A 25,006-nucleotide genomic window follows, 5' to 3' on the forward strand; every position below is an offset into this window, starting at 1 on the left:
TCGCCACAAAAGCGGATCGCATTGATCTTCCTGACCAATCCAACAGCTCTAGCCCGGTGCTTTGCTCTGAAACGCCCGTTCTAGAGCCTTTGTAGGAAAAATTTCAATGGTGCTCAATGGCCATCAACGGCTATGCTAGTCTGGATCCAAACCAATAACAGGTAATACCGGTTTTACGTCTACTCAAAGGGAATGGGGGGCTTCCTGACACAACCGGACGAGCCACGCTGGGGCTTCAATGCGCTATTTGCTGATGTTGCTGTTCTGCTTGCCCCTCCTGGCGAGCGCCGTCGAATTCGACGAATTCACCCAGAGCCTGCCTCTGGGCCGGTCGCTGCAAGTGTTCGAAGACCCCAGCGGTCAGGCGAGCATTGCCGATGTTCGCGCGCAAGCCGCCGCCGGCCAGTTCAAACCGCACGATAAAGCCACGCTCAACGCCGGTTATTCGCGTTCGGCGTTCTGGCTGAAAATCGATTTGCATTACCGACCAAGCAACCCCGCCGCCCAGCGCACCTGGCTGCTGGAGCTGGCGTATCCACCGCTCGACCATCTCGACCTGTACCTGGCCGATGCCCAGGGCGATTATCGTCTGGTCCGCCAGACCGGCGACGCCTTGCCCTTCGCCAGCCGTGAGATCCGCCAGAACAACTACCTGTTCGACCTTGCGTTCAAGGCGGATCAACAGCAGACCGTGTACCTGCGACTGGCCAGTGAAGGCTCGATTCAGGCACCGGTAACGTTGTGGTCGAGTACCGCGTACCTCGAAGACCAGCCGGTGCGCCTGTATGTGCTGGGTATCATTTATGGCGTGCTGCTGGGGATGCTGGTCTATAACCTGTTCATCTTCCTGAGCGTGCGCGACACCAGCTACCTCTATTACATCTTCTACATTGCTTCGTTCGGCCTTTATCAGCTGTCGGTGAACGGCGCGGCGGTGGAGTACTTCTGGCCCGACAACCCGTGGTGGGCGAACGCTGCGACACCGTTCTTCATCGGTTGCGCAGGCTTGTTCGGCAGTCAGTTCGCGCGCAGTTTTCTGCAGACCAAGACCCACAGCCGCTGGCTCGACCGATTGCTGATGGCCCTGATTGCGTTTGGCGCGTTGGTGGTCGGTCTGTCGCTGATGGCCAGTTACGCACTGGCGTTGCGCCTGGCGACGACGCTGGCGTTGACCTTTACCATCGTTATTTTCGCCGCCGGTCTGCTGGCTTGGTGGCGGGGCTTGCGCGTGGCCCGTTACTTCATCATCGCCTGGTCGGCGTTTCTGCTCGGCGGCATCGTCAACACATTAATGGTGCTCGGTCTACTGCCCAACGTGTTCCTGACCATGTACGCCAGCCAGATCGGCTCGGCCATCGAAGTGGCGCTGCTGTCGCTGGCGTTGGCCGACCGCATCAACGCGATGCGCGAGCAACAGGCGCAGACTTTATACGACGCCGGGCAGAAACTTGAAGTGCTCAACCAGCAACTGGCCCACAGCAACAAGCTCAAGGACGAATTCCTCGCGACCCTGACCCACGAGCTGCGCACGCCGATGAACGGTGTGATCGGTTCGCTGGAGCTGATGCAAACCGTCGAGATGGACGCAGAACTTGAGCAGTATCAACAGACCGCCGCCGGTTCCGCGCGGGACATGATGCGTATGGTCAACGGCATCCTCACACTCACCGAATTGCAGGCCGGCAAGCTTACAGCGACGTCGGCCAGTTTCAGCCTGCGCGGTGTCATTGAAGCACTACGCACGCAGTTCGCGGGCAACGCGGCGAGCAAGTCGCTGGACTTCAAGGTCGAGGTGCTGCCGACTCTGCCGGATCGCCTGCTCGGCGACAGTGCAAAACTGGCGCAATGCCTGGAGTGCCTGCTCGATAACGCGATCAAATTCACGCGGGTCGGCGGGCTGGCGTTGCGGGTGACCGGCAAGCCCTCGACCGGCAATCGTCTGGCGCTGTCGTTCGCGGTGATCGACAGCGGCATCGGTTTCTCCGATCTGGGTGAGGCGACGCTGTATCAGCGTTTTTTCCAGCTCGACGGCTCCATGACCCGCGAGTACGGCGGGCTGGGCGTTGGCCTGGCGATCTGTCGGCAGTTGGTTGAATTGCTCGGTGGCAAGCTTACGCACCGTTCCGAGCCGGGCAGCGGCAGTCGCTTTCAACTGGACGTCGAATTTGCGCTGCCGCTGGTCGAGACGGCGCCAGCACCGACGCGTGATTGCGCACGGGCACCGCAGGACTGCACGGTGCTGCTGGTCGACGACAACAGTGTCAATCAACTGGTGATGCGCGGCATGTTGCTCAAGCTCGGTTTTCGCGTACGCAGCGCCGACAACGGCGTGGCGGCGCTGGACTGCCTGCAGCGCGAAACCTTCGATGCCGTGTTGATCGATTGCCAGATGTCCCGCCACGAGGGCGCGTCGTTGTGCTGCCAGATTCACGCCTTGCCCGGCTGCGCCGATGTGCCGGTGTTCATGCTGGCGTTGACGGCTGACCGTGAACCTTGCGCTCCTGACGCGGCCATCGACTATCTGCACAAACCGGTGAAATTCGAGGATTTGCAGGCTGCGCTGGAGCGTCGGGTGCTTAGCTGTTGATGGGGTAAAAGCGCCGCAAAAACGGCGCATATGACGCTTTGTTCAAAAAAGCACCAGTGCTTAACTGGTGGCATTGCTGAACAAGGAGCCCTGCCATGAACCTGCATCAGTTCGCCGAAACCCACGAAGTCACCAACCAGCCACCGTCGCTGGACGGCACCAACCTGTACCGCATCGACCTGCCTCTACAGGAGTGGTCGCGGCGGTTCGGCGCCGGTTGGGCCGAGTCGCGGATCGACGCCTACGGCGCACTCGCCGGTGGCCCGCTGATGGAAGCCGGGTTCCTTGCCAACCAGAACAAACCGGTGTTCGCCAGCCATGACCGCTACGGACATCGTATCGATCTGGTCGAATTTCACCCGGCTTACCACGAGCTGATGCGCACCGCGATCGAACATGGCCTGACCTCGCTGCCGTGGGCTCATCCGCAGGAAGGCGCGCATGTCGCCCGCGCGTCGATGACCTATCTGCACAGCCAGGCGGAGGCCGGCAGCGGTTGCCCGCTGACCATGACCTTCGCCAGCGTGCCGGCCTTGCGCTTGCAGCCAGAGCTGGCCGAACAGTGGCTGCCGAAAGTCCTTGCTACAGAATACGATCCGCGCAATGTCGGCATGGCGCACAAGACCGGCGTGACCATTGGCATGGCGATGACCGAAAAACAGGGCGGCACCGACGTACGCGCCAACACCACCAAGGCGTATCCGGTCGGCACCAGCGGCCCGGGCCAGGCGTATGAACTGGTCGGACACAAGTGGTTCTGTTCGGCGCCGATGTGCGATGCGTTTCTCACCCTGGCGCAGACCGACAAGGGCTTGAGTTGCTTCCTGCTGCCGCGTCATCGCCCGGACGACACGCGCAATCAGTTCTACATCCAGCGCCTGAAAAACAAACTCGGCAACCAGTCCAACGCCTCCAGTGAAGTGGAGTTTCGTGGCGCGCTGGCATGGATGGTTGGCGAAGAAGGGCGCGGCGTGCCGACGATCATTGAAATGGTTGCGATGACTCGCTTCGATTGTATGGTCGGTTCCAGCTCGCTGATGCGTCAGGCGCTGACCCAGGCCAGCCATCACTGTGCACACCGCACGGTCGGCGGCAAATTACTCAGCGAACAGCCATTGATGCAGAACGTACTCGCCGATCTGGCGCTCGAAAGCGAGGCCGCGTTGGCGCTGAGCCTGCGCATGGGCAAGGCGCTGGATCATCTGGATGATCGCCACGAAGCACAATTCGCGCGGCTGGTGACGGCGGTGGGCAAATACTGGATCTGCAAGCGGGCGCCGGGAATGATCAACGAAGCGGCGGAATGCATGGGCGGTGCCGGCTATGTCGAGGACAGCATCCTGCCGCGCCTGTACCGCGAAGCGCCGGTGAACTCGACGTGGGAAGGCTCTGGAAATGTTCAGTGTCTGGACGTGCTCCGCGCGCTGTCGAAAGAGCCGGGTGTGCTGGACGTGTTGTTCAGCGAATTGGGTGACGGGCATGGCGATAAGCGTCTGGCGGCGCATATCCAGCAATTGCAGGCGCAGTTCAAGGACACCAGCGACATTCAGTATCGGGCGCGGCAGTTGACCGAAGACATTGCCCTCGGTTTGCAGGCCAAACTGTTGCTCGAGGCCGGTAACGCGGCGGTGAGTGATGCGTTCATTGCCAGCCGCTTGAGCGGTGGCGGCCGCGGCTACGGCGCGTTGCCGCGTGGGCTGGATGTCGAAGCTCTCGTCGCCCGCTCGACTCCACAGCTTTTCTGACCTCAATTTTCCCGACACCACAAAACCCTGTGGGAGCTGGCTTGCCAGCGATGGCGGTCTGTCAGTCAACATCAATGTTGAATGTGACGGCCTCATCGCTGGCAAGCCAGCTCCCACAGGGATTCGGGTTACCTGAAAGATTTCGGTACACCCACAACGCCACTGTTCCCGTGAGACCACGATGCAGGCAAGATGAAGCTCTGCAAGTCAGAACACAGGAAGCTGATCGTGACCGAAGCGTTTATTGTCGTTCAAACCGCCGAACAAGCCGTGGATCGCCTCGCCGAGTTGCATGAGCGGGCCACCACGGCGCTGAACTCGGCGCTCAAGCGTTACCTCAAGGATCGCGTCGAACCCGACGCTGCACAGCGTGCCCTGTTTCGTTATCCCGAGCTGCGTCTGACCTACCATTGCCAGGGCGAAGTCCCGCAGACCACCCGCGCTTACGCCAAGGTGCAATTGCCGGGCACTTACAGCGTCACCGTCACCCACCCGGCAGCATTCCGCAAATACCTGCTCGAACAACTGACACCGTTGATGCACGACTTCACCGTGACCGTCGAAGTCGGCGTCAGCCAGCAGAACATTCCGTATCCGTATGTGGTCGAGCAGGGCGATGAACTGGCCGGTTCCGGCGTTACCGCCGCGGTGCTGGCGCGGGTGTTCCCGAGTACCGACCTGTCCGCTGCGACCGACGGCATTGCCGACGGCCTCTACGACTGGGAAAACACCGATCCGCTGCCACTGGCACTGTTCGACGCTGCGCGCGTGGATTTCTCGCTGCGCCGCTTGGTGCATTACACCGGCAGCGACTGGCGTCATGTGCAGCCATGGATTCTGTTGACCAACTATCACCGTTACGTCGACCAGTTCATCGTCCATGGCCTGGAACAATTGCGCCGCGACCCGCGTTTCGTGCGCATGGTCTTGCCGGGCAACGTGATCATCGAGAAGGGCATGGATCACGGCGAGGCGTCGGCGATTGCCGCCGGTGTGGTCTGGCACCGTTACCAGATGCCGGCGTATCACCTGATCGCCAGCGATGGCCATGGGGTGACCCTGGTGAATATCGGCGTCGGCCCGTCCAACGCCAAGAACATCACCGACCACCTGGCCGTTTTGCGCCCGCATTGCTGGCTGATGATTGGTCACTGCGGCGGCCTGCGTCAGTCGCAGACCATCGGCGACTACGTGCTGGCCCACGCCTATATGCGCCGTGACGGCATTCTCGATCGTGTGGTGCCGCCGAACATTCCGATCCCGGCACTGGCCGAAGTGCAAATGGCGCTGCAACAGGCGGCTGCGAACGTTACTGGCGAGAAGGGCGACGACCTGAAGAAACGCCTGCGCACCGGCACCGTGCTGACCTACGACGACCGTAACTGGGAGTTGCGCTGGGCTCAGGAGCGACCACTGATCAACCTGTCCCGCGCGGTCGCCGTGGACATGGAAAGTGGCACGATCGCAGCGCAAGGTTATCGCCTGCGGGTGCCATACGGCACGCTGCTTTGCGTCTCGGACAAGCCGCTGCACAGCGAAATCAAACTGCCCGGCTCGGCCAACGCGTTCTATGAACGCGCGGTCAGCCAGCATTTGAAGATCGGCATCGAAGCGGTGGATCTGCTGCGCACCGAGCTCAACTCGCTGCACTCGCGCAAACTGCGCAGCTTCGACGAGCCGCCGTTCCGTTAACGGTTAATCGTGGTCATTTGGCGGTCGGGGCACTAGCATTGTCAGCCCTGATCGCCAGATGTTGTTCTGCCCATGTCTAGTCCCCCGCGTCCTCCTTCGCGCCGTCCCGGTGTGAAGCCGCCATCCTCTTCGCCACGCCGTGTCGCGAAAGCGCCGCCGGCCGAACCGAAACTGATCCTGTTCAACAAGCCGTTCGATGTGCTGACGCAGTTCAGCGACGGTGAAGGACGGGCGACGCTCAAGGATTACATCGATGTGCCGGGCATCTATCCGGCCGGGCGTCTGGACCGCGACAGCGAAGGGTTGCTGCTGCTGACCAACGATGGCCAGTTGCAGGCGCGGATTGCCGATCCGAAACATAAACTGGCGAAGACTTACTGGGTGCAGGTCGAAGGCGAGCCGACGGCCGAGCAGTTGCAGCGCTTGCGTGAGGGTGTCGAACTGAATGACGGCATGACTTTGCCCGCCGAAGCGCGGCAGCTGGATGAACCACAATTGTGGCCGCGCAACCCGCCGGTACGCTTTCGCAAAAGCGTGCCGACAAGCTGGCTGGAACTGGTGATTCGCGAAGGGCGCAACCGTCAGGTGCGGCGCATGACGGCGGCGGTCGGGTTGCCGACGTTGCGTCTGGTGCGGGTCAGGATCGGCGACTGGACCATCGAGGGCCTCGATCAGGGCCAGTGGAAAGAAGCGCCGGCGCGGTTATAGAGCGCCGGACTCGATCAGGCCGATCACCACACTCTTGATGATGAACGCGGCCACACCCAGGCCCAGTACGAAAAACAGAATGAACGAGCCGAACCGTCCGGCCTTGGACTTCTTCGCCAGATCCCAGACGATGAAACCCATGAAAATGATCAGGATGCTGACCAGACCGGTCATCATCCATTCTTCGAGCAGTGCTGGATCCATCGGCGATCTCCGGCGCGGGGGCAGGGCTGAAAGGGCGGCGGCGAGTATACGTCATGGTCGGTGGGGGTGGCATTGATCTGGGTCGCCTGTGCCGGCTTCTTCGCGAGCAAGCCCGCTCCCACATTTGGAATGCATTCCCCTGTGGGAGCGGGCTTGCTCGCGAAGGCGGTTTCAGCTGCGCAGATGAGTCAGCGGCAATTTGATCGTTCCCACGCTCTGCGTGGGAATGCAGCCCGGGACGCTCTGCGTCCCAATCACAAGATCGCAGCCTTCGGCAGCTCCTACAGGGACAGTGTTCAACTGCGCAGGTGGGTAAGCGGCAATTCCGTGCTGTTCAAAACCTGATTCAACACAAAACTCGACCGAACGCTCGTCACCCCGTCAATGCGGGTCAGATGCCCCAGCAGCAATTTCTGATAGTGATCCATATCCGGTACCACCACCTTTAACTGGTAATCGGCATCCACCCCGGTCACCAGGCTGCACTCCAGCACCTGCGGCAACGTGCGAATGGCTGCCTCGAAATTTTCGAAGCGCTCCGGTGTATGCCGGTCCATGCCGATCAGCACATACGCGGTCAGGCTCAGCCCGAGCATTTTTCGATCAAGCAGCGCGACCTGCCGCGAAATGTAGCCGTCGTCTTCCAGTTGCTTGACCCGACGCGAGCAAGGCGAGGGGGACAGACCGATGCGCTCGGCCAGCTCCTGGTTGGAGATGCGGGCGTCGCGTTGCAATTCCGCCAAAATGCTCAAGTCGTAACGGTCGAGTTTGCTCATCAATCTGTCCTTGGCTGTAACTATTGCGGCAGATTATCTATCCAGGGTTAAAAATTGCGCAAGTGGTGTTTATTTGAGCAATCTTCGCAATCATCTGTCGCGGCGTCCGGCCTATTCTTATCACCAGAATCACTGCTCGGTAACACAGTCCACGCGGCCCGCCCAATCCGGCCCGCCGCGGCCGCCACCCCCACCGGGGTTGTGCCGGCCCCCGAGCTGCACACTGTCCAGAAGACGGCGTGAGGTGAGCCGACGTCAAAAGCGTCGAGCCAGGACGAAGTTCTCTAAAAGGGAGGCCGACGGGTCTCCCTTTTTTCTTGCCTGCGATTTCATCTTGTCGCCTCAATAAATAAGTTACGCGACTGATAACCTGTTGCAGAACCCGGTGTACCGGTTTCGAGTCTTAGCAACAGGCCCTCCCAATGACAGGCTCTCGCGCCGTGAGGAAAAGCATGAATTCGCGTATCTGGCGTCTGGCCGGTGTTGGTTTGCTGTGTGTGAGTGTCAGTGCGCAAGCGCTTGCCGATGAGCCGCAGAATCGTGGCCCCGACAGCAATGGCCGTGGCCAGGATCATCAGGGCAACGGTCAGGGCCGTGGCGGCGAGCAGCCGCCGCGCGGGCAGAACAACGAGATCATTCGTGGCGACAACAGTCGTCAGTTCGAGCACAACGGCCAGTCTCATCAGAACGATGGGCAGTGGCAGAACCGCGACCATCCTGACAATCGGCCAGAGCCGCCCCGGCAACCGAACAACAATCTGTCGATTCAGCCGCGGCCCGATACCGTGCGCCAGACCGAGGAACCGCGTCAGGGCTACTACCGCGACGAGCGTCCGCAAAACGGTTACCACAATCAGCAGTGGCAGACCCGCCCTCGGCCCGATGACGACCGCTGGCCGGGGCGCCCGAACGGACATGGCAATGGCTGGGGACCAGGCCCGCAATATCGCCCGGGGCAGGTGATCGAGCGCTTCCCGGATCGCGATTACCGCGTGCCGTATCGCGGCCAGGATTACTTCTATTCCGGCGGCTACTGGTATCGCCCGCAAGGCCCGCGCTACATCGTCGTGCAGCCGCCGCGCGGGATCCGTATCCAGTATTTGCCCGATTATGCCCGTGAGGTGTGGATCGGCGGTTCGCTGTTATTTCTCGCCGCCGGCTCCTATTACGCCTATCAGCAAGCCACGCAGGATTACGTGGTGGTCGAACCGCCGGTGCAGCCGCCGCCACAATCTCAAGGCTATGACGTCGAGGCGTATCCGGCCAACGGCCAGTCGCCACAGCAGGTGCAGCAGGACGGTTACCAGTGCTACCAGTACGCCGTGCAACAAAGCGGTTTCGACCCGCGCACCGCGACCTACCAACCGGCGCCCGAAGTGGTCCAGACGTACCGTCAGGCGCAGGGCAATTGCCTGAGCAGTCGCGGCTATCAAGTCAGATAGAAGTAGCGGCAAGCTGCAAGCGGCAAGCTGCAAGCTACAAGCTACAAGCTACAAGCTACAAGCTACGAGCTACAAGCTTGAAGCTAATAGCTTGTAGCTGCCTTTATCGGGTCGGCGTGGACCAGCACCTCGGCCTTCGGATACTTCTTGTGAATCGCCGCCGCCGCTTGATCGCTGATGCCATGGGCGACTGACAGCGTCAGTTCGCCCGGCAGTTCCAGATGCAACTGCACAAACCAGTGATTACCGGAGATGCGGGTGCGCAAGTCATGCGCGCCCAGCACCCCAGGCACACTGCACGCCAGTTCGAGCATGTGCTGGCTGACATCGGTCGGCAGCTCCTCGTCCATCAACACTGAAAAGCTTTCCCGGGCGATCTGGACGGCACTCCATAGAATGTACGCGGCAATCCCCAGGCCGAACCACGCATCCAGTTGCGCAAAACCAAACCCGGCCAGCACCAGCGCAATCAGGATGCTGCCGTTGAGCAACATGTCCGAGCGGTAATGCAACGAATCGGCGCGCACGGCGTTGGAGCCGGTCTGCTTGATCACCCGATGCTGCAACATCAGCAACGCGGCGGTCAGCAGCAGCGAAAAAACGATCACGCCGATGCTCAGCCATGGCGCGCCAATCGGCTCTGGTGTTTTCAGACGCTCATAGGCCTGAAACGCGATCAGCAGCGCACTGCCACCGATGAACAAAGCCTGCGCCATGCCCGCCAGCGATTCGGCCTTGCCGTGGCCATAACGGTGATCGTCATCCGCCGGCCGCAAGGCGTAATGCACCGCGAGCAGATTGAGCAGCGAGGTGACGCCATCCAGCGCCGAGTCGGTGAGGCCGGCGAGCATGCTCACCGAACCGCTGAGCCACCAGGCAATCGCCTTGGCGACAATCAGCGTGCAGGCGACTGCGACCGAGGCGCGGGTCGCCAGCCGCAGCAGGCGGGCGTGTTCGGGGCTGGATGTCATTGAACTTCCTTTTTCAGGCGGCCGGTTGCAGGCCGAACATCGCCAGTTGCTGGGTGCTGCCCTTGTGTTGAATGAGGCGTGGGTCGTCGAGGGCCTTATTTATTTCAACGGCAGCTCTTCCCAGCTCGCTCTCAAGAATTGTCTGCAACTTTTGCTTATCGACCTGACCGTCCGCACCGATGGCTGGCTTGAGCTTGGCCGGGTCGATCTGCGCGGTGTGCCCCGGTTCGAAATAGATCGCGCCAGTGGCGAAATCGACGGCAAACGCGATCAGCCCCGGGATGATGTAAAACAGCAGGCCGACGGCATCGAGCGCGGCAATCGCCGGGTCGATCTTGCCGTCGATCTGGCCGCGACGGTCCGGGTAGAAAATCGAACCGCACGCAGTGATCTGCGTGAGCAGGGAAGCGACCAGAACACCGCCGATCAGGCGAGAGGGTAAGCGCATGGAAATGTCTCCTGAGAGCTGAACAATAACGGCTACTGTTTTGAGTTCAGACTACGCCAAACAGTTCGCCGTTATACTCGCCGATCTGTTTGGGAGCCAGCATGATTTCTTTGCCGATCGACGATGTTTTACCCGCCCTGCGTGAAGCCCTCGCGGCACGCCACGAAGCCGTACTCGAAGCACCGCCCGGTGCCGGTAAAACCACCCGCGTGCCGCTGGCCTTGCTCAATGAGGCGTGGCTGGCCGGGCAGACCATCGTCATGCTCGAGCCGCGGCGTCTGGCGGCGCGTGCGGCGGCGGAACGTCTGGCCAGTGAACTGGGCGAGAAGGTCGGTGAAACCGTCGGCTATCGCATTCGCCTGGACAGCAAGGTCGGCCCCAAGACACGTATCGAAGTGGTTACCGAAGGCATTCTGACCCGGCGTTTGCAGGATGACCCGGCGCTGGAAGGCGTGGGCCTGCTGATCTTCGATGAATTTCACGAACGCAGCCTCGACGCCGATCTGGCGCTGGCGCTCAGTCTGAACGGTCGCGAGCTGTTTCGCGCTGAACAGCCGCTGAAGATTTTGCTGATGTCGGCCACCCTCGAAGGCGAGCGTCTGGCCGGCTTGCTTGACGATGCGCCGATCCTGCGCAGCGAAGGGCGCATGTACCCGGTGACGATGCGCTGGGGCCGGCCGTTTCAGCCCGGCGAATACATCGATCAGCGCGTTACACAAACGGTACTCGAAGCGCTGCACGATGAGACCGGCAGCCTGCTGGTGTTCCTGCCGGGGCAGGCGGAAATCCGTCGTGTGCATCAGCAACTGGCGGACGCCATCGGCGAGCGCAAAGACGTCTTGCTGTGCCCGTTGCACGGTGAGCTGGACCTCAATGCGCAGCGGGCGGCCATCGATCCGGCGCCACCCGGCCAGCGCAAAGTGGTGCTGGCGACCAACATTGCCGAGACCAGCCTGACCATCAACGGCGTGCGTGTGGTGATCGATGCGGGGCTGGCGCGGGTGCCGCGATTCGATCCGGGCAGTGGCATGACACGCCTCGATACTCAACGGATTTCCAGGGCCAGTGCCACGCAGCGAGCCGGGCGGGCCGGGCGTCTGGAGCCGGGTGTCTGCTATCGCTTGTGGTCGCAGGATCAGCACGAACAACTGGCCGCGTATGGCAGTGCGGAAATACTCTCGGCAGACCTCGCCAGCCTTGCCTTGCAACTGGGGCGCTGGGGCGTCACGCCGGCCGAACTGGTCTGGCTGGACGTGCCGCCGGCAGCGGCTTATGCCCAGGCGCAGGATTTGTTGCAGCGCCTCGGCGCCGTGCACGGTGAAACGCTGACGACCCACGGCCAGGCGATGGCCGAGTTGCCGGCCCATCCCCGCATCGCCCATCTGCTGTTGCGCGGTCAGGCGCTGGGGTTGGCGAACATGGCGTGCGATGTCGCCGCGTTGCTCGGCGAGCGCGATATCTTGCGCGGCGCTGGCGCAGATTTGCACAGTCGCCTGGTCTTGCTCTCGGGCGAGGAACGCGCCGGTCGTGGCACGCAGGGCGGGGTGCAACGCGCCCGGCAGTTGGCGCGGCAGTATCGCGGGTACCTGCGTGGCAAACCGAGCGAGCCGGTCAGCGATCCCGATCATCCGCGCTGGCTCGGCGCGTTGCTGGCGCTGGCCTATCCGGATCGCGTCGCCCAGCAGCGACGTGCCGGTGGCGCCGAATATCGTCTGGCCAACGGACGCGCGGCGCTGTTCGCCGAAGCGGACAGCCTGATGAAAGAACCGTGGATCGTCATCGCCGACCTCGGCAGCCGCCAGGGGCAGCGCGAAGAGCGGATTTATCTGGCCGCGGATTTTGATCCGGCGCTGTTCGATTCAGTGCTGGCAGAACAGGTGCGCAACGTCGATCAACTGGACTGGGACGAGCGCGAAGGCGTGCTGCGCGCCGAGCGTCAGCGCAAGGTCGGCGAGCTGATTCTCAGCCGTGAGCCGTTGACCGGGCTGGATGAAAATGCGCGCAGTCAGGCGCTGGTCAATCTGGTGCGGCGCAAGGGCCTGGAGTTATTGCCGTGGACGCCGGAGTTGCGGCAATGGCAGGCGCGGGTGGCGCTGTTGCGCCAGCTGGATCTGCATACGCAGAACGACAGTCAGTGGCCGGATGTCAGCGACGCGACACTGCTCGACACCCTCGAAGACTGGCTAATGCCGTATCTGGGCAAAGTCTCGCGGCTCAGCCATTTCGCCCAGCTGGATTTATCGAGCATTGTGCGCAACCTGCTGCCCTGGCCGCTGCCGCAGAAGCTTGATGAGCTGGCACCGCATCATTTGAGCGTGCCGTCGGGGTCGTCGATTCGCCTGGACTACAGCGAGTATCCGCCGATCCTCGCGGTGCGCTTGCAGGAGTTGTTCGGCCTGGCCGACACGCCGCGCATCGCCGGCGGCCGGCAGGTCGTCAAGCTGCACCTGTTGTCACCGGCACGGCGACCGGTGCAGGTGACGCAGGATCTGGCGAACTTCTGGCGCAGCACCTACGCCGAGGTGAAGAAGGATCTGAAGGGGCGCTATCCGAAGCATTACTGGCCGGACGATCCATTGGTGGCTGAAGCGACCGCGCGGGCGAAACCAAGGGGGACCTGAACAGCAATAGCCACGTGCCATTAGCCCATCCGTTCTAATTGCCCTTGTTTGCGCCGCCTCCTAAAGTCGCGGCTCGAACAATAACAAGTCTTGCTGCCTGGCAACTTGTGCCCAAGGAACGGAACTGCCCATGTCATCTTTCTTCAAGTTCAAGAAGATCATCTTCTTGTCGGCTGCGCTGCTGGCCGCCTCCGGTTCGGCCATCGCCGAAGAGCCGAACCCGGCGGGCGACTGGTGGATTATCTACGGCAACGGCGTTGCCCAGAAAAACATCATGTACGTCGCCGATGCGATGTCGGTGGTGCCTTCGGAAAAAACCAAAGGCGCGACCATGGTTGCGGTGACGCTGGTGTATGAAGAACCCGGCAAACCGATGATCGACGTTTACAACATCGAAGCCCAGTGCTCTACGGGCAAGGTACGGTTTATCAATGGCCAGTCCATCGAGCGTCTCGCTTACACCCTGCGTCATCTGAAAGTTGCCAATCAATGGCAGACCCCGAAAGAGTTCTGGGTCCAGCAAGCGCTGAAGTTTGCCTGTGCGCCGGGCAGTCGCGCCAAAAACGACATGGCCGCCGTGGGCAAGATGGAATATCTGCAGATGATCCAGATGCTGCAGCAGATGTTCTTCAAGCTCGCGCCGATTCAGCAAAAGAGCCAGATGATGGACAACATCGACAGCCTGCTCGAACTGAAAAAATAAGCCGGGGCATCCAATGACTTACACACGCTTATCGCTGACAACCCTGTTGGCGGGGGTGCTCTTGACCGGTTGTTCCAGCATTGCGCAAAGCCGCTGGGAAGGGCGCGACCTTCAGGAAGCGCTGGACCTGTTCGGCACACCCGATTCGATGCAAAAGGAAACCGCTCCGAACGGCGAACCCTTGGCCGTTCTGACCTGGTACAAGTCCGCGAGTTGGACCACCACCGAAGCGGCCGGCACCTCGATGACCCATACCGGCAACGGCATGGTGTACACCGAGCATTATCAGCAGGTCGGGCACAGTTCCGATTGCAAATTGCAGGCGAAGATTGATCAACAGAAGAAGATCGCCCAGTTCCTGATCGAAGACGGGCGGATCCTGCATGGCAAGTGTCTGGGCGTCCGGTTTGTCCCCGGTTACATTCCGCCCGGGCTCTGACCTCGCGAGCTGTCACCGCTGCGCAAAAACTGTCTCGACCCAGCCTTGCAATGTGTACTTGCGATAGATCGGTTCAGGAATATCGACGTACGGCGCAGAGATGAACGAAGCCGGAATCACCGGCTCCGCCTCATCGATCACCAGTATGTTCGCCGGGTTGTAGAAGTCGTAATCGAGCACATGCTTATTGGTGGTGATGACTTTTTTGCGCGCGGCCATGGCTTCGAAAAACCGGAAGCTCAAACCGGCCTGGCCGGGCTTGGAAATGTCCAGAATGATCCGTGAGCGTTTCACCAGATCGCCGACCGATTCCAGTGACATTCTTTGCTCGAAAAAGGTGATGCCCGGATGCGCGCCGGGAATCGGTTTGCATTGCACGAGAAATTTGTAGTCGGTCACGCCTAACTGATCGAATGCTCTGGCCAGACCTTCCAGCGCAGGCACGCGATCTTTCCCGGCCATCACCACAAAAGCGGCATATTCGCCGGCATCGCCATCCTCGACGTAGTCGTCGTAAATGAAGTTGTGCAGTGTTCTCAGACCGTATTGCTCGGCATTCTGCGGGTCGAAGGTAAACACCTCGTCGTAAACGGCCAACGCTTCACGGCTCATGGGCCAGCGACTAAAACTGTCGTAGAGGTAGGCGATCTTGCGCTCGCAAGCGTTAAGCCCTGTCGCCAGTTGCTTCGGGTCGATTTGCGCCGGGTTGATGATCAGGGCGACGTCGAAGCGCCCGCCAGTCGCCACAGCCTTGCTGAACTGGCGCAACTGCGACCAGCGATTGAGCGGGCGCCGCAAGATCTTCGGCGCGCGATCGAAAGGTTTGGCCAGCGCAGCGGTATCGATGAAGCAAACCTCATGGTCGCTACTCAGGTGCTCTGCCAGCTTGCGCGCATAGCCACCGATGTCCTTGCATACCAATAAGATCTTCATGCTATTCCATGTCTTGAATTCGAGGCGGTCGGGCCGTTGAGTACCGCGTGGGATCAGGGTGCCGCCGGCAGCAGAAACCGTGCGATCACCGGCAGGTGGTCGGAGATCCGCAAGGTGTCGTCCTGCCGGACCCGCGCCTGGAGCCGTTTGATCCTGGGACTGTAAAACAGATAATCCACCGTGCGATCCGGGCCGTTGAGGCCAGGATCGTTGGGGTAGTGGGTCAGCCACCGGGCGCGGTCGATACCGCTGGCTTCGCTGTTGGTCGGGATCATTGGATATTTATCCCACAGCAGGTGCAGTTCGCTGTCGGCGGCGTAAGGCGTGCGCTGCTCGGCGGGCAGGCGACGATACTGGCCGAGGGGCAGCAGATTAAAGTCGCCGCCGATCAGCCATGGCAGGCCCTGGCTTTCATATTTGTCGAGGACCTTGGTAACGGCGCTCACTTGCCTGCGCAAAGTGTCGTCCGGCTGCCGGGCGCGTTCCAGGTGGGTATTGAAAACGGTCAGTTGCCCGCCATCGCTGAGCGGCAGTTTGCTCGCCAGCAGGGCATTGCGCGGCTGGAACTGGCGGCTGATGAAGTTGCCTGGCGCCACCGGCAATTGCAGGCGTTCGGCGTGTTCGATGCGATAGCGACTCAATGTGACCAGTTGTCGGCCAACGCTGCCGTAGAGGTGCGGCTGCGGGACGAAGTCGGCTTTCCAGTCGAATGCACTGACGTTGCACGGATACAGATCGGCGAGTCGGTCCTGCAACAGTTTGAGCTGGTTCTGGTAGTCGCTGGCCTTGGCGCCGTCGTCGAGTTCCTGCAACAGCACCACGTCGGGCTGCTCGTCGCGAATCACTCGGGCCACTTCGTCGAGGCTGAACGCCATGTCTTCCAGGGTCGGCGCTTCATCGTCGCCCTGGGCCAGGTCATGCCAGAACACGTAACGCTTGCCGGCGAGAAACTGCACGTTCCAGGTCATGACTTTCAGCGCTTGCCCCGGCACCAGTGTCGGTGCCGTGGCGCTGCAACTGACTGGCAGGGTTTCGCGGGCGGCGGGGCGCCAGGTCAGGCTGAACGTCAGTACGCCGAGCAAGACGATGGCGAGCACAACGAGCAACAGGGTGTAGCGCAGCAGACGGGTCATGGCTCGGCTTATAGCGTTACAGAAAGTGGCCCCGAGCATACCTGACGGCAACCGCGAAGCCCAAGCGGCGAGCGGTCAGACCGCTCCGTCATTTTTCTCAGGCAATTGGCTGATCAGCATGAACAGGCGGAACAGCACCACGCTGGTGAACAGTTGCAGGAAACTGTGGGCACTGTCGATCAGCACGGCGACCAGCGGGTTTTGCGGCTCCGGGTACACCGCCAGGGTGGCGCCCTTGAGCAACCACAAGGGCGTCATCACACAGAGGATGCACAGCAGAATGCGCCAGAAATGCCCACGGGTCAGGCGCAGGCTTTCCTTCATCGCCTGCAGCGGCCCGAGGCCACGCAGCACCAGCAGGTATTCGCCAAATGCGAGCATGACCATCAGCATCAGCCCAGGCAGGAAATACAGCGACAGCCCCAGCAGGATCAGCAAGGTGTTGAGCGCGGTGAGCACGGCGAAGCGCGGCCACAGGGTCGCGGCCATCGCCAGCAGGTCGCGGTTGCGTGGCGACTCTCCGCGGCTGCGTGCATCAAGAAACAGAATCAGCGCGGCGGTGTACAGCGGATACACCAGCAGGCCGACGATGATGCTGATCCCCGAAAAACTCTCGGGTCCGGTGGCGTGATCGACCGCCTGTTGCAGGAACGCCTCGACGATCACCAGCGGCAGGCACAACTGCACGATGCTGCCCAGATGGCGTTTGAAAAAATACAAAGAGTCGCGCAGTACTTCGAGGGCATTCATCAGTCGGTATCGCAGGTCGAAAACAGTGGCTCACTTTAACCGATGATGACTGGCGCGACACAAACGTAAACATTCGGTAAAGGTCATTGAAACGTTTTGTCACTGTCTCCATTACAGGGAGGCACCTCGGCCAGTGTGGACGAGGGCAACGTTATCCCCGGCAATCTACGAGGTCGCCATGAACAGCGAAGAGCAAACCCTGATCGATGGACTGTTTTCCCGGCTGCAACAGGCCGAAACGGAGGCAGCCCCGCGCGACGCCCAGGCCGAGGCGCGGATCAAGGAACACCTGACCCGCCAGCCGGCGGCAGGCTATTTCATGACCCAGGCGATTCTGGTGCAAGAGGCGGCGCTCAAGAGCCTCGACGAACAGAACAAGCAACTGACCGAGCAAGTCCAGCGTTTGCAGGCCGATTTGCAAGCGGCGAAGGCCCAGGGCAGCGCGCCTGCACCGAGCGGTGCGGGTAGTTTTCTGTCGAGCATCTTTGGCGGCGGCGGTTCGCGTCCGGCGTCGACGCAAAATGCCCCAGCGTCCACTGGCGGTTGGCGTGAGCCGGCGCCGCAGCAGAGCTTTCAGGCGCCGGCCCCTCAACAGAACTTCGGCGCCGCGCCGCCCAACTATGCGCAGCAGGCAGCCCCGGCGGCGGGCAACAGCTTCCTCGGCGGCGCGCTGAAAACCGCCGCGGGCGTGGCCGGCGGCGTAATGCTGGCGCAGGGCATCAGCAGCCTGTTCCACCACAACCAGGCGCCTGAAGAAATCGTCGAAGTGATCAAGGAAGAACCGGCGCAGGTGGCCGACCAGAGCAATAACGGCTGGGGCGATGAGCAGCGTGTGGCGGACAACGGCTTCTCCGGCAACGATCAGGCCGGGTTTACCGACGCCGATTACAGCGCTGACAATTCATCATTCTTCGATGATGACGATTCCTTCGTCTGACCAACGGCCAGCATCAACCCTTGTGGCGAGGGAGCTTGCTCCCGCCGGGGCGCGTAGCGGCCCTTTCTTTTAAAAAGAAGGGCCTGCTGCGCAGTCCAGCGGGAGCAAGCTCCCTCGCGACACTGCTTTTTACTGGCATACTGAGCGCCTTTTTCAGGCCCGATCGCCTGATCCCGCTTCGTGCGCTCGTGCGCCCAGGAACTCCGGTGAAAAAAATCGCAGTGTTCGCCGATGTGCAGAACCTCTACTACACCGTGCGTCAGGCCTATGGTTGCCACTTTAACTACGCCGCACTGTGGGCGGACATCAGCAAGGACGGGCAGATCGTCGAGGCCTATGCCTACGCAATCGACCGGGGCGACAGCAAGCAGCAGCAGTTTCAGCAGATCCTGCGCAATCTCGGCTTCACCGTGAAGCTCAAACCCTACATCCAGCGCAGTGACGGCTCGGCCAAGGGCGACTGGGACGTGGGCATCACGCTCGATATCATGGACGCCGCCGACCACGTCGACGAAATCGTCCTGGCTTCCGGTGATGGCGATTTCGACATGCTGCTCGAACGCATCATCAACAAACACGGCGTGCAAGCGGTCGCTTATGGCGTGCCCGGCCTGACGGCCAACTCGCTGATTCGCGCCGCCAGCCGTTATGTGCCGATCGAAGGCGCACTGTTGCTCAAGAATTGATTTGAACGGAGTTGAACCCGGTTTGGAACGCATTGCAGTCATCGACTTTGAAACCACCGGCCTGTCGCCGAACAGCAGTTGCCGCGCTACGGAAATCGCCGTGGTCATGCTGGAAAACGGCCGCATCGTCGAGCGTTACCAGAGCCTGATGAATGCCGGCGTGCGCGTCCCCGCGTTCATCGAACAACTGACCGGCATCAGCAACGCCATGCTGCGCACCGCGCCGTCGGCCGAGCGCGTGATGGAAGAGGTCAACGAGTTCGTCGGCTGCACGCCATTGCTGGCGCACAACGCTTCGTTCGACCAGAAGTTCTGGGATTTTGAACTGGGGCGGATCAAACGCACACGTCTGCAGAATTTTGCCTGCTCGCTGTTGCTGGCGCGGCGGCTGATGCCGGCGGCGCCGAATCACAAGCTCGGCACGCTGACCACCTTCGCGCGTCTGCCGCACACCGGCCAGGCTCACCGGGCCATGGCCGATGCCGAGATGGCGGCCAATCTGATGGCGCATCTGGCCGATGAGTTGCGTAGCAAGCACGGCGTGCGTGAACTCAACCACGATCTGCTGTGCAAATTGCAGAAAGTCCCTGCGGCGAAAGTTGGCGAGCATTTGCAGCGCTACCGCTGATCCCTGACCCCGACACAAGGCCCCTGTGGGAGCGAGCAGGCTCGCTCCCACAGGTAGCTTATTGGTCTCGGGATTTGCCGTTGCTTTCGATATGGCCGAGCGGCACGCGCTTTTCGACGGCGCTCGACAGCACGATCGATGTCTTGCTGAACCCAAACGTCGCCACCCGATTGATCAACTCCTCGAGTTCCGGCATCGAGCCCACCGCCGCCTGCATGATCACGCACGGGTCGCCCGTGACCCGGTGGCATTCGGTGATTTGCGGGATTTTGATCAGTTCGTCGTAGGTTTTCTGGTTGCCATGCTGGTTCAGGCGCAATTCGATCACGCACTGGATCGGCAGGCCGATTTTCGCCAGATCGATTTTCGCCTGATACCCGGTGATCACCCCGGACGCCTCAAGCTTGGCCACGCGCTCGGCGACGGCGGGGGCGGAGAGATTCACTTTGCGCGCCAGATCGGCGTAGGACGCGCGACCGTTTTCCAACAGGGCGCTGAGCAGCATGCGGTCGTATTTGTCCAAGGCGCACCTCTTGAAAATGCCAGACTTTCGAAATCGCGGTTTATTCCGCTGATCTCCGTGATTTCAAAAGTGTACCGGCCAGATAAACAGGTTTTGTAACTTATTTTCGCGCGGCGGCCTTTCTAGAATAATCCGTCCACAGAAATCTGACTGTCGAGTTGCCCATGCCTGCCTTGCGCCGTTTTTCCCTGCCGTTGATTGCCGCGTTTTTTGCGCTGTATGTGATTTGGGGATCGACTTATCTGGTGATCCGCATCGGCGTGGAGCACTGGCCACCGCTGTTGCTGGCCGGGGTACGCTTCGTCATCGCTGGCAGCCTGATGTACGGCTTTCTGCGCTGGCGCGGGGCGCCGGCGCCGACCTGGGCGCAGTGGAAAGCGGCGGGGATCATCGGGATTCTGCTGCTCAGCTTTGGTAATGGTGCGGTCAGTGTCGCCGAGCATACGGGCGTGGCGTCCGGCGTCGCTGCGCTGGCCGTGGCGACGGTGCCGCTGTTCACGTTGCTGTGTGGCTATTTCTGGGGCGCACGGAACACGCGACTGGAATGGGCCGGGGTGGTGCTGGGGATCATTGGCATCGCGATGCTCAACATGGGCTCCAACCTGCAATCGAGTCCGCTAGGGGCGACGCTGCTGATTTTCGCTGCCGCAAGCTGGGCGTTCGGTTCAGTGTGGAGCCGGCACCTGCCGTTGCCGGCGGGGGCGATGGCCAGTGCCGTGGAAATGCTCGTCGGTGGCGTGGTGCTGTTGATCGGCAGCGTCGTGAGTGGCGAGCAGTTGCACGCCATGCCACCGCTCGAAGGCTGGCTGGCGCTGGCGTATCTGATCGTTTTTGGTTCGATCATCGCTTTCAATGCCTATATGTATTTGCTCAAGCACGTGCGTCCGGCGGCGGCGACCAGTTATGCCTACGTCAATCCGGCGGTGGCGGTGCTGCTGGGCATCGTGTTTGTCGGCGAGACGATTGGCATAGAGGAGGCGCTGGCAATGCTGGTGATCATCAGCGCCGTGTTGCTGATCAGCCTGCCGCAGTGGCGGCGGCCGGCGCAGCCTCCGGCGGTGGAGGAGAAAGCCGTTCCGACGGAAGCGCGTACGAATTAGGGTAAACTGCGCGGCATTGCATCCCCGCGTCATTTTTTCCTACGGTACTCCCATGACTTTCGCCTCCCTTGGCCTGATCGAACCCTTGCTGCGCTCCCTCGAGACGCTCGGCTACCAGACCCCGACGCCGGTGCAGGCGCAAGCCATCCCGGCGGTGCTGGCCGGTCGTGACCTGATGGCCGCGGCCCAGACCGGCACTGGCAAGACCGCCGGTTTCGCTTTGCCGCTCTTGCAGTTGCTGGCCATGGAAGGGCCGAAAGTCAGCGCCAACTCGGCGCGTGCGCTGATTCTGGTGCCGACCCGCGAGCTGGCCGAGCAGGTTCATGAGTCTGTGCGCCAGTACGCCGAAAACCTGCCGCTGCGCACTTATGCGGTTTACGGCGGTGTCAGCATCAACCCGCAGATGATGAAGCTGCGCGGCGGCGTCGATGTGCTTGTCGCCACGCCCGGTCGCTTGATCGACCTGTTCCGCCAGAACGCGCTGAAACTCGATCAGTTGCAAACGCTGGTGCTGGATGAAGCCGATCGTATGCTCGACCTGGGCTTCTCCGAAGAACTGGCGAATATTTACCGCATGCTGCCGAAAAAGCGCCAGACCCTGTTGTTCTCCGCAACCTTCTCCGATGACATTCGCTTGCTCGCCGGGCAGATGCTCAACGATCCGCTGAGCGTCGAAGTCAGCCCGCGCAACGTTGCCGCCAACACGGTCAAACAGTGGATTGTGACGGTGGACAAGAAGCGCAAGGCCGAACTGTTCGTGCACCTGATGCGCAAGAACAAATGGAAGCAGGTGCTGGTGTTCGCCAAGACCCGCAACGGCGTCGATGCACTGGTGGAAAAACTCCAGGGCCTGGGCGTGAACGCTGACGGCATCCATGGCGATAAACCGCAGGCGACCCGCCAGCGCGCGCTGGACCGTTTCAAACTCAGTGAAGTGCAGATACTGGTGGCGACCGACGTTGCCGCCCGCGGCCTGGACATCGAAGACCTGCCGTTGGTGGTCAACTTCGATCTGCCGATCGTGGCCGAGGACTACATTCACCGCATCGGTCGTACTGGCCGCGCGGGCGCTACGGGCAAGGCGATCTCGCTGGTGTGCGCCGATGAAGTGAACATGCTGTCGGCGATTGAAATGCTGACTCGCCAGACCTTGAAGCGCCAGAACGAACCGGATTTCGAGCCTGAACACCGCGTGCCGGACACCGATGCCAGCGGTCAGGTGATCAAAAAGCCGAAGAAACCGAAGAAGCCGAAAGCGTCGGGCGGTGGCGGCGGTAAGCGCAACCTGGGCAAGTGGGTCGACAGCGGCGAGACCTCGGCACCGGAACCATCGATCAAGCCTGTGCGCAAGGTGCCGGTCTTTAATACTGGGCCGCGTAAACGCAAGCCCTAAAAGCAGCTTCGAGCGGTTAGCTGCAAGCTACAAGTTAAAAGCGCTTTGCTTTGGCTTGCAGCTTGCAGCTTGCAGCTCAAGACTTGCTGCTGCTTTTGAGCCATTGCACAATACCTAGCCCCGCCGCCCGCCCACTGGCAAAACACCCGGTCAGCAAATAGCCACCCGTCGGCGCTTCCCAGTCAAGCATCTCGCCCGAGCAAAACACCCCCGGCATCGCCTTGAGCATCAAGCGCTCATCCATCGCTTCGAACGTCACGCCACCGGCACTGCTGATCGCCTCATCCAGCGGCCGGGTTTTCACCAAGGTCACCGGCAACGCCTTGATCGCTCGCGCCAAGAGCGCCGGATCGGCGAAGGTCTGGGCATCGGTCAACTCACGCACCAACGCCGCTTTTACCCCATCAATTCCTACCTGACTGTGCAGATGCTTGGCCATCGAGCGTGAACCGCGTGGCTTGCTCAGCGCTGCCTGCAATTTATCCACAGGCCGGCCGGGCAGCAGATCGATGCGGATAACCGCTGCCCCATCGCGATTGATTGCCTCGCGAATCGGCGCCGACAGTGCGTAGATCAGACTGCCTTCCATCCCGGTCGCGGTGATGACGCATTCGCCCAAGCGCGGCACATCGTCGTTCAATCCAATGGCGATGTTTTTCAGCGGTACGCCGGCGAATTTACTGACCATCAGCTCGCTCCAGGCCTGCACTTCGAAGCCGCAATTGCTCGGTTGCAATGGCGCCAGGTCCACGCCGTGCTGCTCCAGCGCCAGCATCCATGCGCCATCCGAACCCAGGCGCGACCAACTGCCGCCGCCGAGGGCGAGCAGGGTGGCATCGGGTTCGATGGTTATTTCGCCTTGTGGCGTGTCGACGCGCAGCGCGCCTTGCTCATCCCAGCCGAGCCAGCGATGGCGGGTGTGGATCACTACGCCGCTGTCGCGTAGGCGCTTGAGCCAGGCGCGCAGCAACGGGGCGGCTTTCATGTCGGTGGGGAACACGCGGCCGGAGCTGCCGATGAAGGTTTCGATACCCAGTTCGTGGATCCATCGGCACAGCGCATCGGCATCAAACGCCCGTAACAGCGGGGCGACCTGCGGCGCACGGTCGGCGTAGCGCGAGAGAAACGCCGGGTAGGCTTCGGAGTGGGTGATGTTCATGCCGCCGACCCCGGCCAGCAGGAATTTGCGCCCGACCGAGGGCATGCCGTCGTAGAGATCGACGCGCACGCCGGCCTGGCTCAGCACTTCAGCGGCCATCAGGCCGGCAGGGCCACCGCCGATGATGGCAACGTGAGCATTGATGGGGGCGAAAGTCTGGGTCATGGCTGCGCTGCGGTATGGCGGGATAAGGCGCGCATTCTAACAGCGCAAAACCCCTGTAGGAGTGAGCCTGCTCGCGATAGCGGAATCACATTCAACATTGATGCTGGCTGATCAACCGCAATCGCGAGCAGGCTCACTCCTACAGGGACTGCGCAGTGGCGAATTATTAACCAGTCTTCTATAAGCCACAGCCACCAAGGCCTGCAGTGCCTTTCACTCAGGTTATCCACAGGCAGTTCCACAGCGATTGTGGGTAACGCAGCACGTTTCAATGACAACCGTGTGAATCCCACACGCGCTGTGCGCTGTGATGAAGGATGCCGTGGCGGCGGGCGAGGGCGTGGCGGTCCTTGCTGTAGCCGCCGCCGATCACGCCCATCACCGGAATGTCGCGACCCAGGCAATGGCGCATCACGCTTTCATCGCGGGCGGCGACGCCCGCGTCGGTCAATTGCAGATAACCGAGGGCGTCGTCCTTGTGCACATCGACGCCGGCGTCGTACAGCACCAGATCCGGTTGATACAACGGCAACAGGTAATTGAGCGTGTCGTCCACGACCTTCAGATAGTCGGCATCGCCCATGCCTTTGGGCAGTGGAATGTCCCAGTCACTTTCCGCTTTGCGTGCGGGAAAATTCTTTTCGCAATGCAGGGAAACGGTAATCGCCTCTGGGGTGTCATGAAGAATCCGCGCGGTGCCGTCGCCCTGATGCACGTCGCAATCGAAGATCAGCACCCGATTCACCCGACCGCTTTGCAGCAGGTAATGGCTGATGATCGCCAGGTCATTGAAGATGCAGAAGCCGGCCGGATAATCGTAGTGGGCGTGGTGAGTACCGCCCGCCAGATGGCAGGCCAAGCCATGTTCCAGGGCTTTTTCCGCCGCCAGAATCGAACCGCCGACCGCCCGCACCGTGCGCCGTGCCAGAGCCTCGTTCCATGGCAAACCGAGACGCCGTTGGTCTTCGCGGGACAACTCGCCGCTCATGTAGCGTTCGATATAGCGGCGGTCATGCGCGAGGGCGAGGATGTCGTTGGGGCAGATGGGCGGGCGCAGCAGGTCGGCATCGCGGGTCAGGCCGCTGTCGATCAGGTGATCGCGCAAAAGGCGAAACTTGTCCATGGGGAAGCGGTGATCCGCCGGGAACTCGGGGCTGTAGTCTTCGTGGTAGATCAGCGGCAGCGGCATGACTTATTTCGTGCAGGACGTAGGAAAGAATGAAGGATCCTACCAGCGATGTAGACTGGCGGCATGGAAATGGA

The 25,006-nt window shown here is 61.3% G+C and carries 23 protein-coding genes; 13 read left to right on the plus strand and 10 right to left on the minus strand.

The genetic code is table 11. The features are described from left to right. Nucleotides 1-238 precede the first annotated feature (238 nt). The 4 genes from HU743_RS17385 (at nucleotide 239) to HU743_RS17400 (ending at nucleotide 6,732) form a co-directional block, all read left to right on the plus strand. On the plus strand, nucleotides 239-2,587 hold the full coding sequence (locus HU743_RS17385) for a hybrid sensor histidine kinase/response regulator (protein WP_186650072.1): 2,349 nt from the start codon (nucleotides 239-241) through the stop codon (nucleotides 2,585-2,587). Between the two features lie 95 nt (nucleotides 2,588-2,682). Continuing rightward, entirely contained in the window at nucleotides 2,683-4,332 is a 1,650-nt protein-coding gene (locus tag HU743_RS17390) for an acyl-CoA dehydrogenase family protein (protein WP_186650075.1), read from the plus strand. 192 nt (nucleotides 4,333-4,524) lie between these two features. Then, nucleotides 4,525-6,024: an AMP nucleosidase gene (amn, locus tag HU743_RS17395; protein WP_163019592.1), complete on the plus strand. Its 1,500-nt coding sequence runs from the start codon at nucleotides 4,525-4,527 to the stop codon at nucleotides 6,022-6,024. Between the two features lie 72 nt (nucleotides 6,025-6,096). Beyond that, on the plus strand, nucleotides 6,097-6,732 hold the full coding sequence (locus HU743_RS17400) for a pseudouridine synthase (protein ID WP_238351751.1): 636 nt from the start codon (nucleotides 6,097-6,099) through the stop codon (nucleotides 6,730-6,732). Here the strand turns inward: HU743_RS17400 and HU743_RS17405 are convergent. Both HU743_RS17405 and HU743_RS17410 read right to left on the minus strand, forming a co-directional pair. Next, nucleotides 6,727-6,936, minus strand: coding sequence for a DUF2788 domain-containing protein (locus HU743_RS17405; RefSeq protein WP_007909655.1), 210 nt, complete (start codon nucleotides 6,934-6,936; stop codon nucleotides 6,727-6,729). The genes HU743_RS17400 and HU743_RS17405 overlap by 6 nt on opposite strands. A gap of 296 nt (nucleotides 6,937-7,232) precedes the next feature. Further along, complete coding sequence (locus HU743_RS17410; protein WP_042561225.1) at nucleotides 7,233-7,712, minus strand: Lrp/AsnC family transcriptional regulator; 480 nt, start codon at nucleotides 7,710-7,712, stop codon at nucleotides 7,233-7,235. A 452-nt stretch (nucleotides 7,713-8,164) separates the two neighbouring features. On the opposite strand from HU743_RS17410, the gene HU743_RS17415 reads away from it, so the two are divergent. After that, nucleotides 8,165-9,154: a DUF6515 family protein gene (locus HU743_RS17415; RefSeq protein WP_186650077.1), complete on the plus strand. Its 990-nt coding sequence runs from the start codon at nucleotides 8,165-8,167 to the stop codon at nucleotides 9,152-9,154. An 83-nt stretch (nucleotides 9,155-9,237) separates the two neighbouring features. Here HU743_RS17415 and HU743_RS17420 read toward each other — a convergent pair whose 3' ends face one another. Then, nucleotides 9,238-10,125 (minus strand): cation diffusion facilitator family transporter, encoded by an 888-nt coding sequence (locus HU743_RS17420; RefSeq protein WP_186650080.1) that lies wholly within the window; start codon nucleotides 10,123-10,125, stop codon nucleotides 9,238-9,240. Between the two features lie 13 nt (nucleotides 10,126-10,138). Then, on the minus strand, nucleotides 10,139-10,573 hold the full coding sequence (locus tag HU743_RS17425; RefSeq protein ID WP_186650084.1) for a polyribonucleotide nucleotidyltransferase: 435 nt from the start codon (nucleotides 10,571-10,573) through the stop codon (nucleotides 10,139-10,141). A gap of 101 nt (nucleotides 10,574-10,674) precedes the next feature. Here HU743_RS17425 and hrpB point away from each other — a divergent pair, with 101 nt between their 5' ends. The 3 genes from hrpB (at nucleotide 10,675) to HU743_RS17440 (ending at nucleotide 14,336) form a co-directional block, all read left to right on the plus strand. Then, a complete protein-coding gene (gene hrpB, locus HU743_RS17430; protein WP_186650087.1) occupies nucleotides 10,675-13,194 on the plus strand; it encodes an ATP-dependent helicase HrpB in 2,520 nt (839 codons plus the stop codon). A 130-nt stretch (nucleotides 13,195-13,324) separates the two neighbouring features. Next, complete coding sequence (locus tag HU743_RS17435; RefSeq protein WP_186650090.1) at nucleotides 13,325-13,897, plus strand: hypothetical protein; 573 nt, start codon at nucleotides 13,325-13,327, stop codon at nucleotides 13,895-13,897. 13 nt (nucleotides 13,898-13,910) lie between these two features. Next, nucleotides 13,911-14,336: a hypothetical protein gene (locus HU743_RS17440; RefSeq protein WP_186650092.1), complete on the plus strand. Its 426-nt coding sequence runs from the start codon at nucleotides 13,911-13,913 to the stop codon at nucleotides 14,334-14,336. Nucleotides 14,337-14,348: 12 nt separating this feature from the next. Here the strand turns inward: HU743_RS17440 and HU743_RS17445 are convergent, their stop codons facing one another. The 3 genes from HU743_RS17445 to HU743_RS17455 all read right to left on the minus strand — a co-directional run bounded on the left by HU743_RS17445 (nucleotide 14,349) and on the right by HU743_RS17455 (nucleotide 17,152). Beyond that, nucleotides 14,349-15,269, minus strand: a complete 921-nt coding sequence (locus tag HU743_RS17445; protein ID WP_186650095.1) for a hypothetical protein — start codon at nucleotides 15,267-15,269, stop codon at nucleotides 14,349-14,351. Between the two features lie 53 nt (nucleotides 15,270-15,322). Then, nucleotides 15,323-16,402 carry an endonuclease/exonuclease/phosphatase family protein gene (locus HU743_RS17450; protein ID WP_186650097.1) on the minus strand — a complete coding sequence of 360 codons (1,080 nt, stop codon included), beginning with the start codon at nucleotides 16,400-16,402 and terminating at the stop codon, nucleotides 15,323-15,325. Between the two features lie 75 nt (nucleotides 16,403-16,477). Then, a complete protein-coding gene (locus HU743_RS17455) occupies nucleotides 16,478-17,152 on the minus strand; it encodes a YciC family protein (RefSeq protein WP_186546818.1) in 675 nt (224 codons plus the stop codon). A gap of 178 nt (nucleotides 17,153-17,330) precedes the next feature. On the opposite strand from HU743_RS17455, the gene HU743_RS17460 reads away from it, so the two are divergent. The 3 genes from HU743_RS17460 (at nucleotide 17,331) to HU743_RS17470 (ending at nucleotide 19,403) form a co-directional block, all read left to right on the plus strand. After that, a complete protein-coding gene (locus HU743_RS17460; protein WP_186650100.1) occupies nucleotides 17,331-18,089 on the plus strand; it encodes a DUF2076 domain-containing protein in 759 nt (252 codons plus the stop codon). A 206-nt stretch (nucleotides 18,090-18,295) separates the two neighbouring features. Continuing rightward, nucleotides 18,296-18,775: an NYN domain-containing protein gene (locus HU743_RS17465; RefSeq protein ID WP_003228475.1), complete on the plus strand. Its 480-nt coding sequence runs from the start codon at nucleotides 18,296-18,298 to the stop codon at nucleotides 18,773-18,775. A 22-nt stretch (nucleotides 18,776-18,797) separates the two neighbouring features. Then, nucleotides 18,798-19,403 (plus strand): 3'-5' exonuclease, encoded by a 606-nt coding sequence (locus HU743_RS17470; protein ID WP_186546820.1) that lies wholly within the window; start codon nucleotides 18,798-18,800, stop codon nucleotides 19,401-19,403. A gap of 58 nt (nucleotides 19,404-19,461) precedes the next feature. Here HU743_RS17470 and HU743_RS17475 read toward each other — a convergent pair whose 3' ends face one another. Next, on the minus strand, nucleotides 19,462-19,926 hold the full coding sequence (locus HU743_RS17475; protein WP_186650102.1) for an Lrp/AsnC family transcriptional regulator: 465 nt from the start codon (nucleotides 19,924-19,926) through the stop codon (nucleotides 19,462-19,464). 164 nt (nucleotides 19,927-20,090) lie between these two features. Between HU743_RS17475 and yedA the strand changes: the two genes are divergently transcribed. Together yedA and HU743_RS17485 are read left to right on the plus strand one after the other, a co-directional pair. Beyond that, nucleotides 20,091-21,026: a drug/metabolite exporter YedA gene (gene yedA / locus HU743_RS17480; protein WP_186650103.1), complete on the plus strand. Its 936-nt coding sequence runs from the start codon at nucleotides 20,091-20,093 to the stop codon at nucleotides 21,024-21,026. Nucleotides 21,027-21,078: 52 nt separating this feature from the next. After that, complete coding sequence (locus HU743_RS17485) at nucleotides 21,079-22,419, plus strand: DEAD/DEAH box helicase (RefSeq protein ID WP_186650105.1); 1,341 nt, start codon at nucleotides 21,079-21,081, stop codon at nucleotides 22,417-22,419. 76 nt (nucleotides 22,420-22,495) lie between these two features. Here HU743_RS17485 and HU743_RS17490 read toward each other — a convergent pair whose 3' ends face one another. Beyond that, nucleotides 22,496-23,743: a TIGR03862 family flavoprotein gene (locus HU743_RS17490; protein ID WP_186650107.1), complete on the minus strand. Its 1,248-nt coding sequence runs from the start codon at nucleotides 23,741-23,743 to the stop codon at nucleotides 22,496-22,498. A gap of 268 nt (nucleotides 23,744-24,011) precedes the next feature. Beyond that, the gene (locus tag HU743_RS17495) at nucleotides 24,012-24,932 is read right to left on the minus strand and encodes a histone deacetylase (protein WP_186650109.1); all 921 of its coding nucleotides are present in this window, start codon (nucleotides 24,930-24,932) and stop codon (nucleotides 24,012-24,014) included. Nucleotides 24,933-25,006 lie beyond the last annotated feature (74 nt).

The sequence above is a fragment of the Pseudomonas sp. SWRI99 genome, from assembly GCF_014270125.1.
Classification (GTDB): domain Bacteria; phylum Pseudomonadota; class Gammaproteobacteria; order Pseudomonadales; family Pseudomonadaceae; genus Aquipseudomonas; species Aquipseudomonas hamedanensis.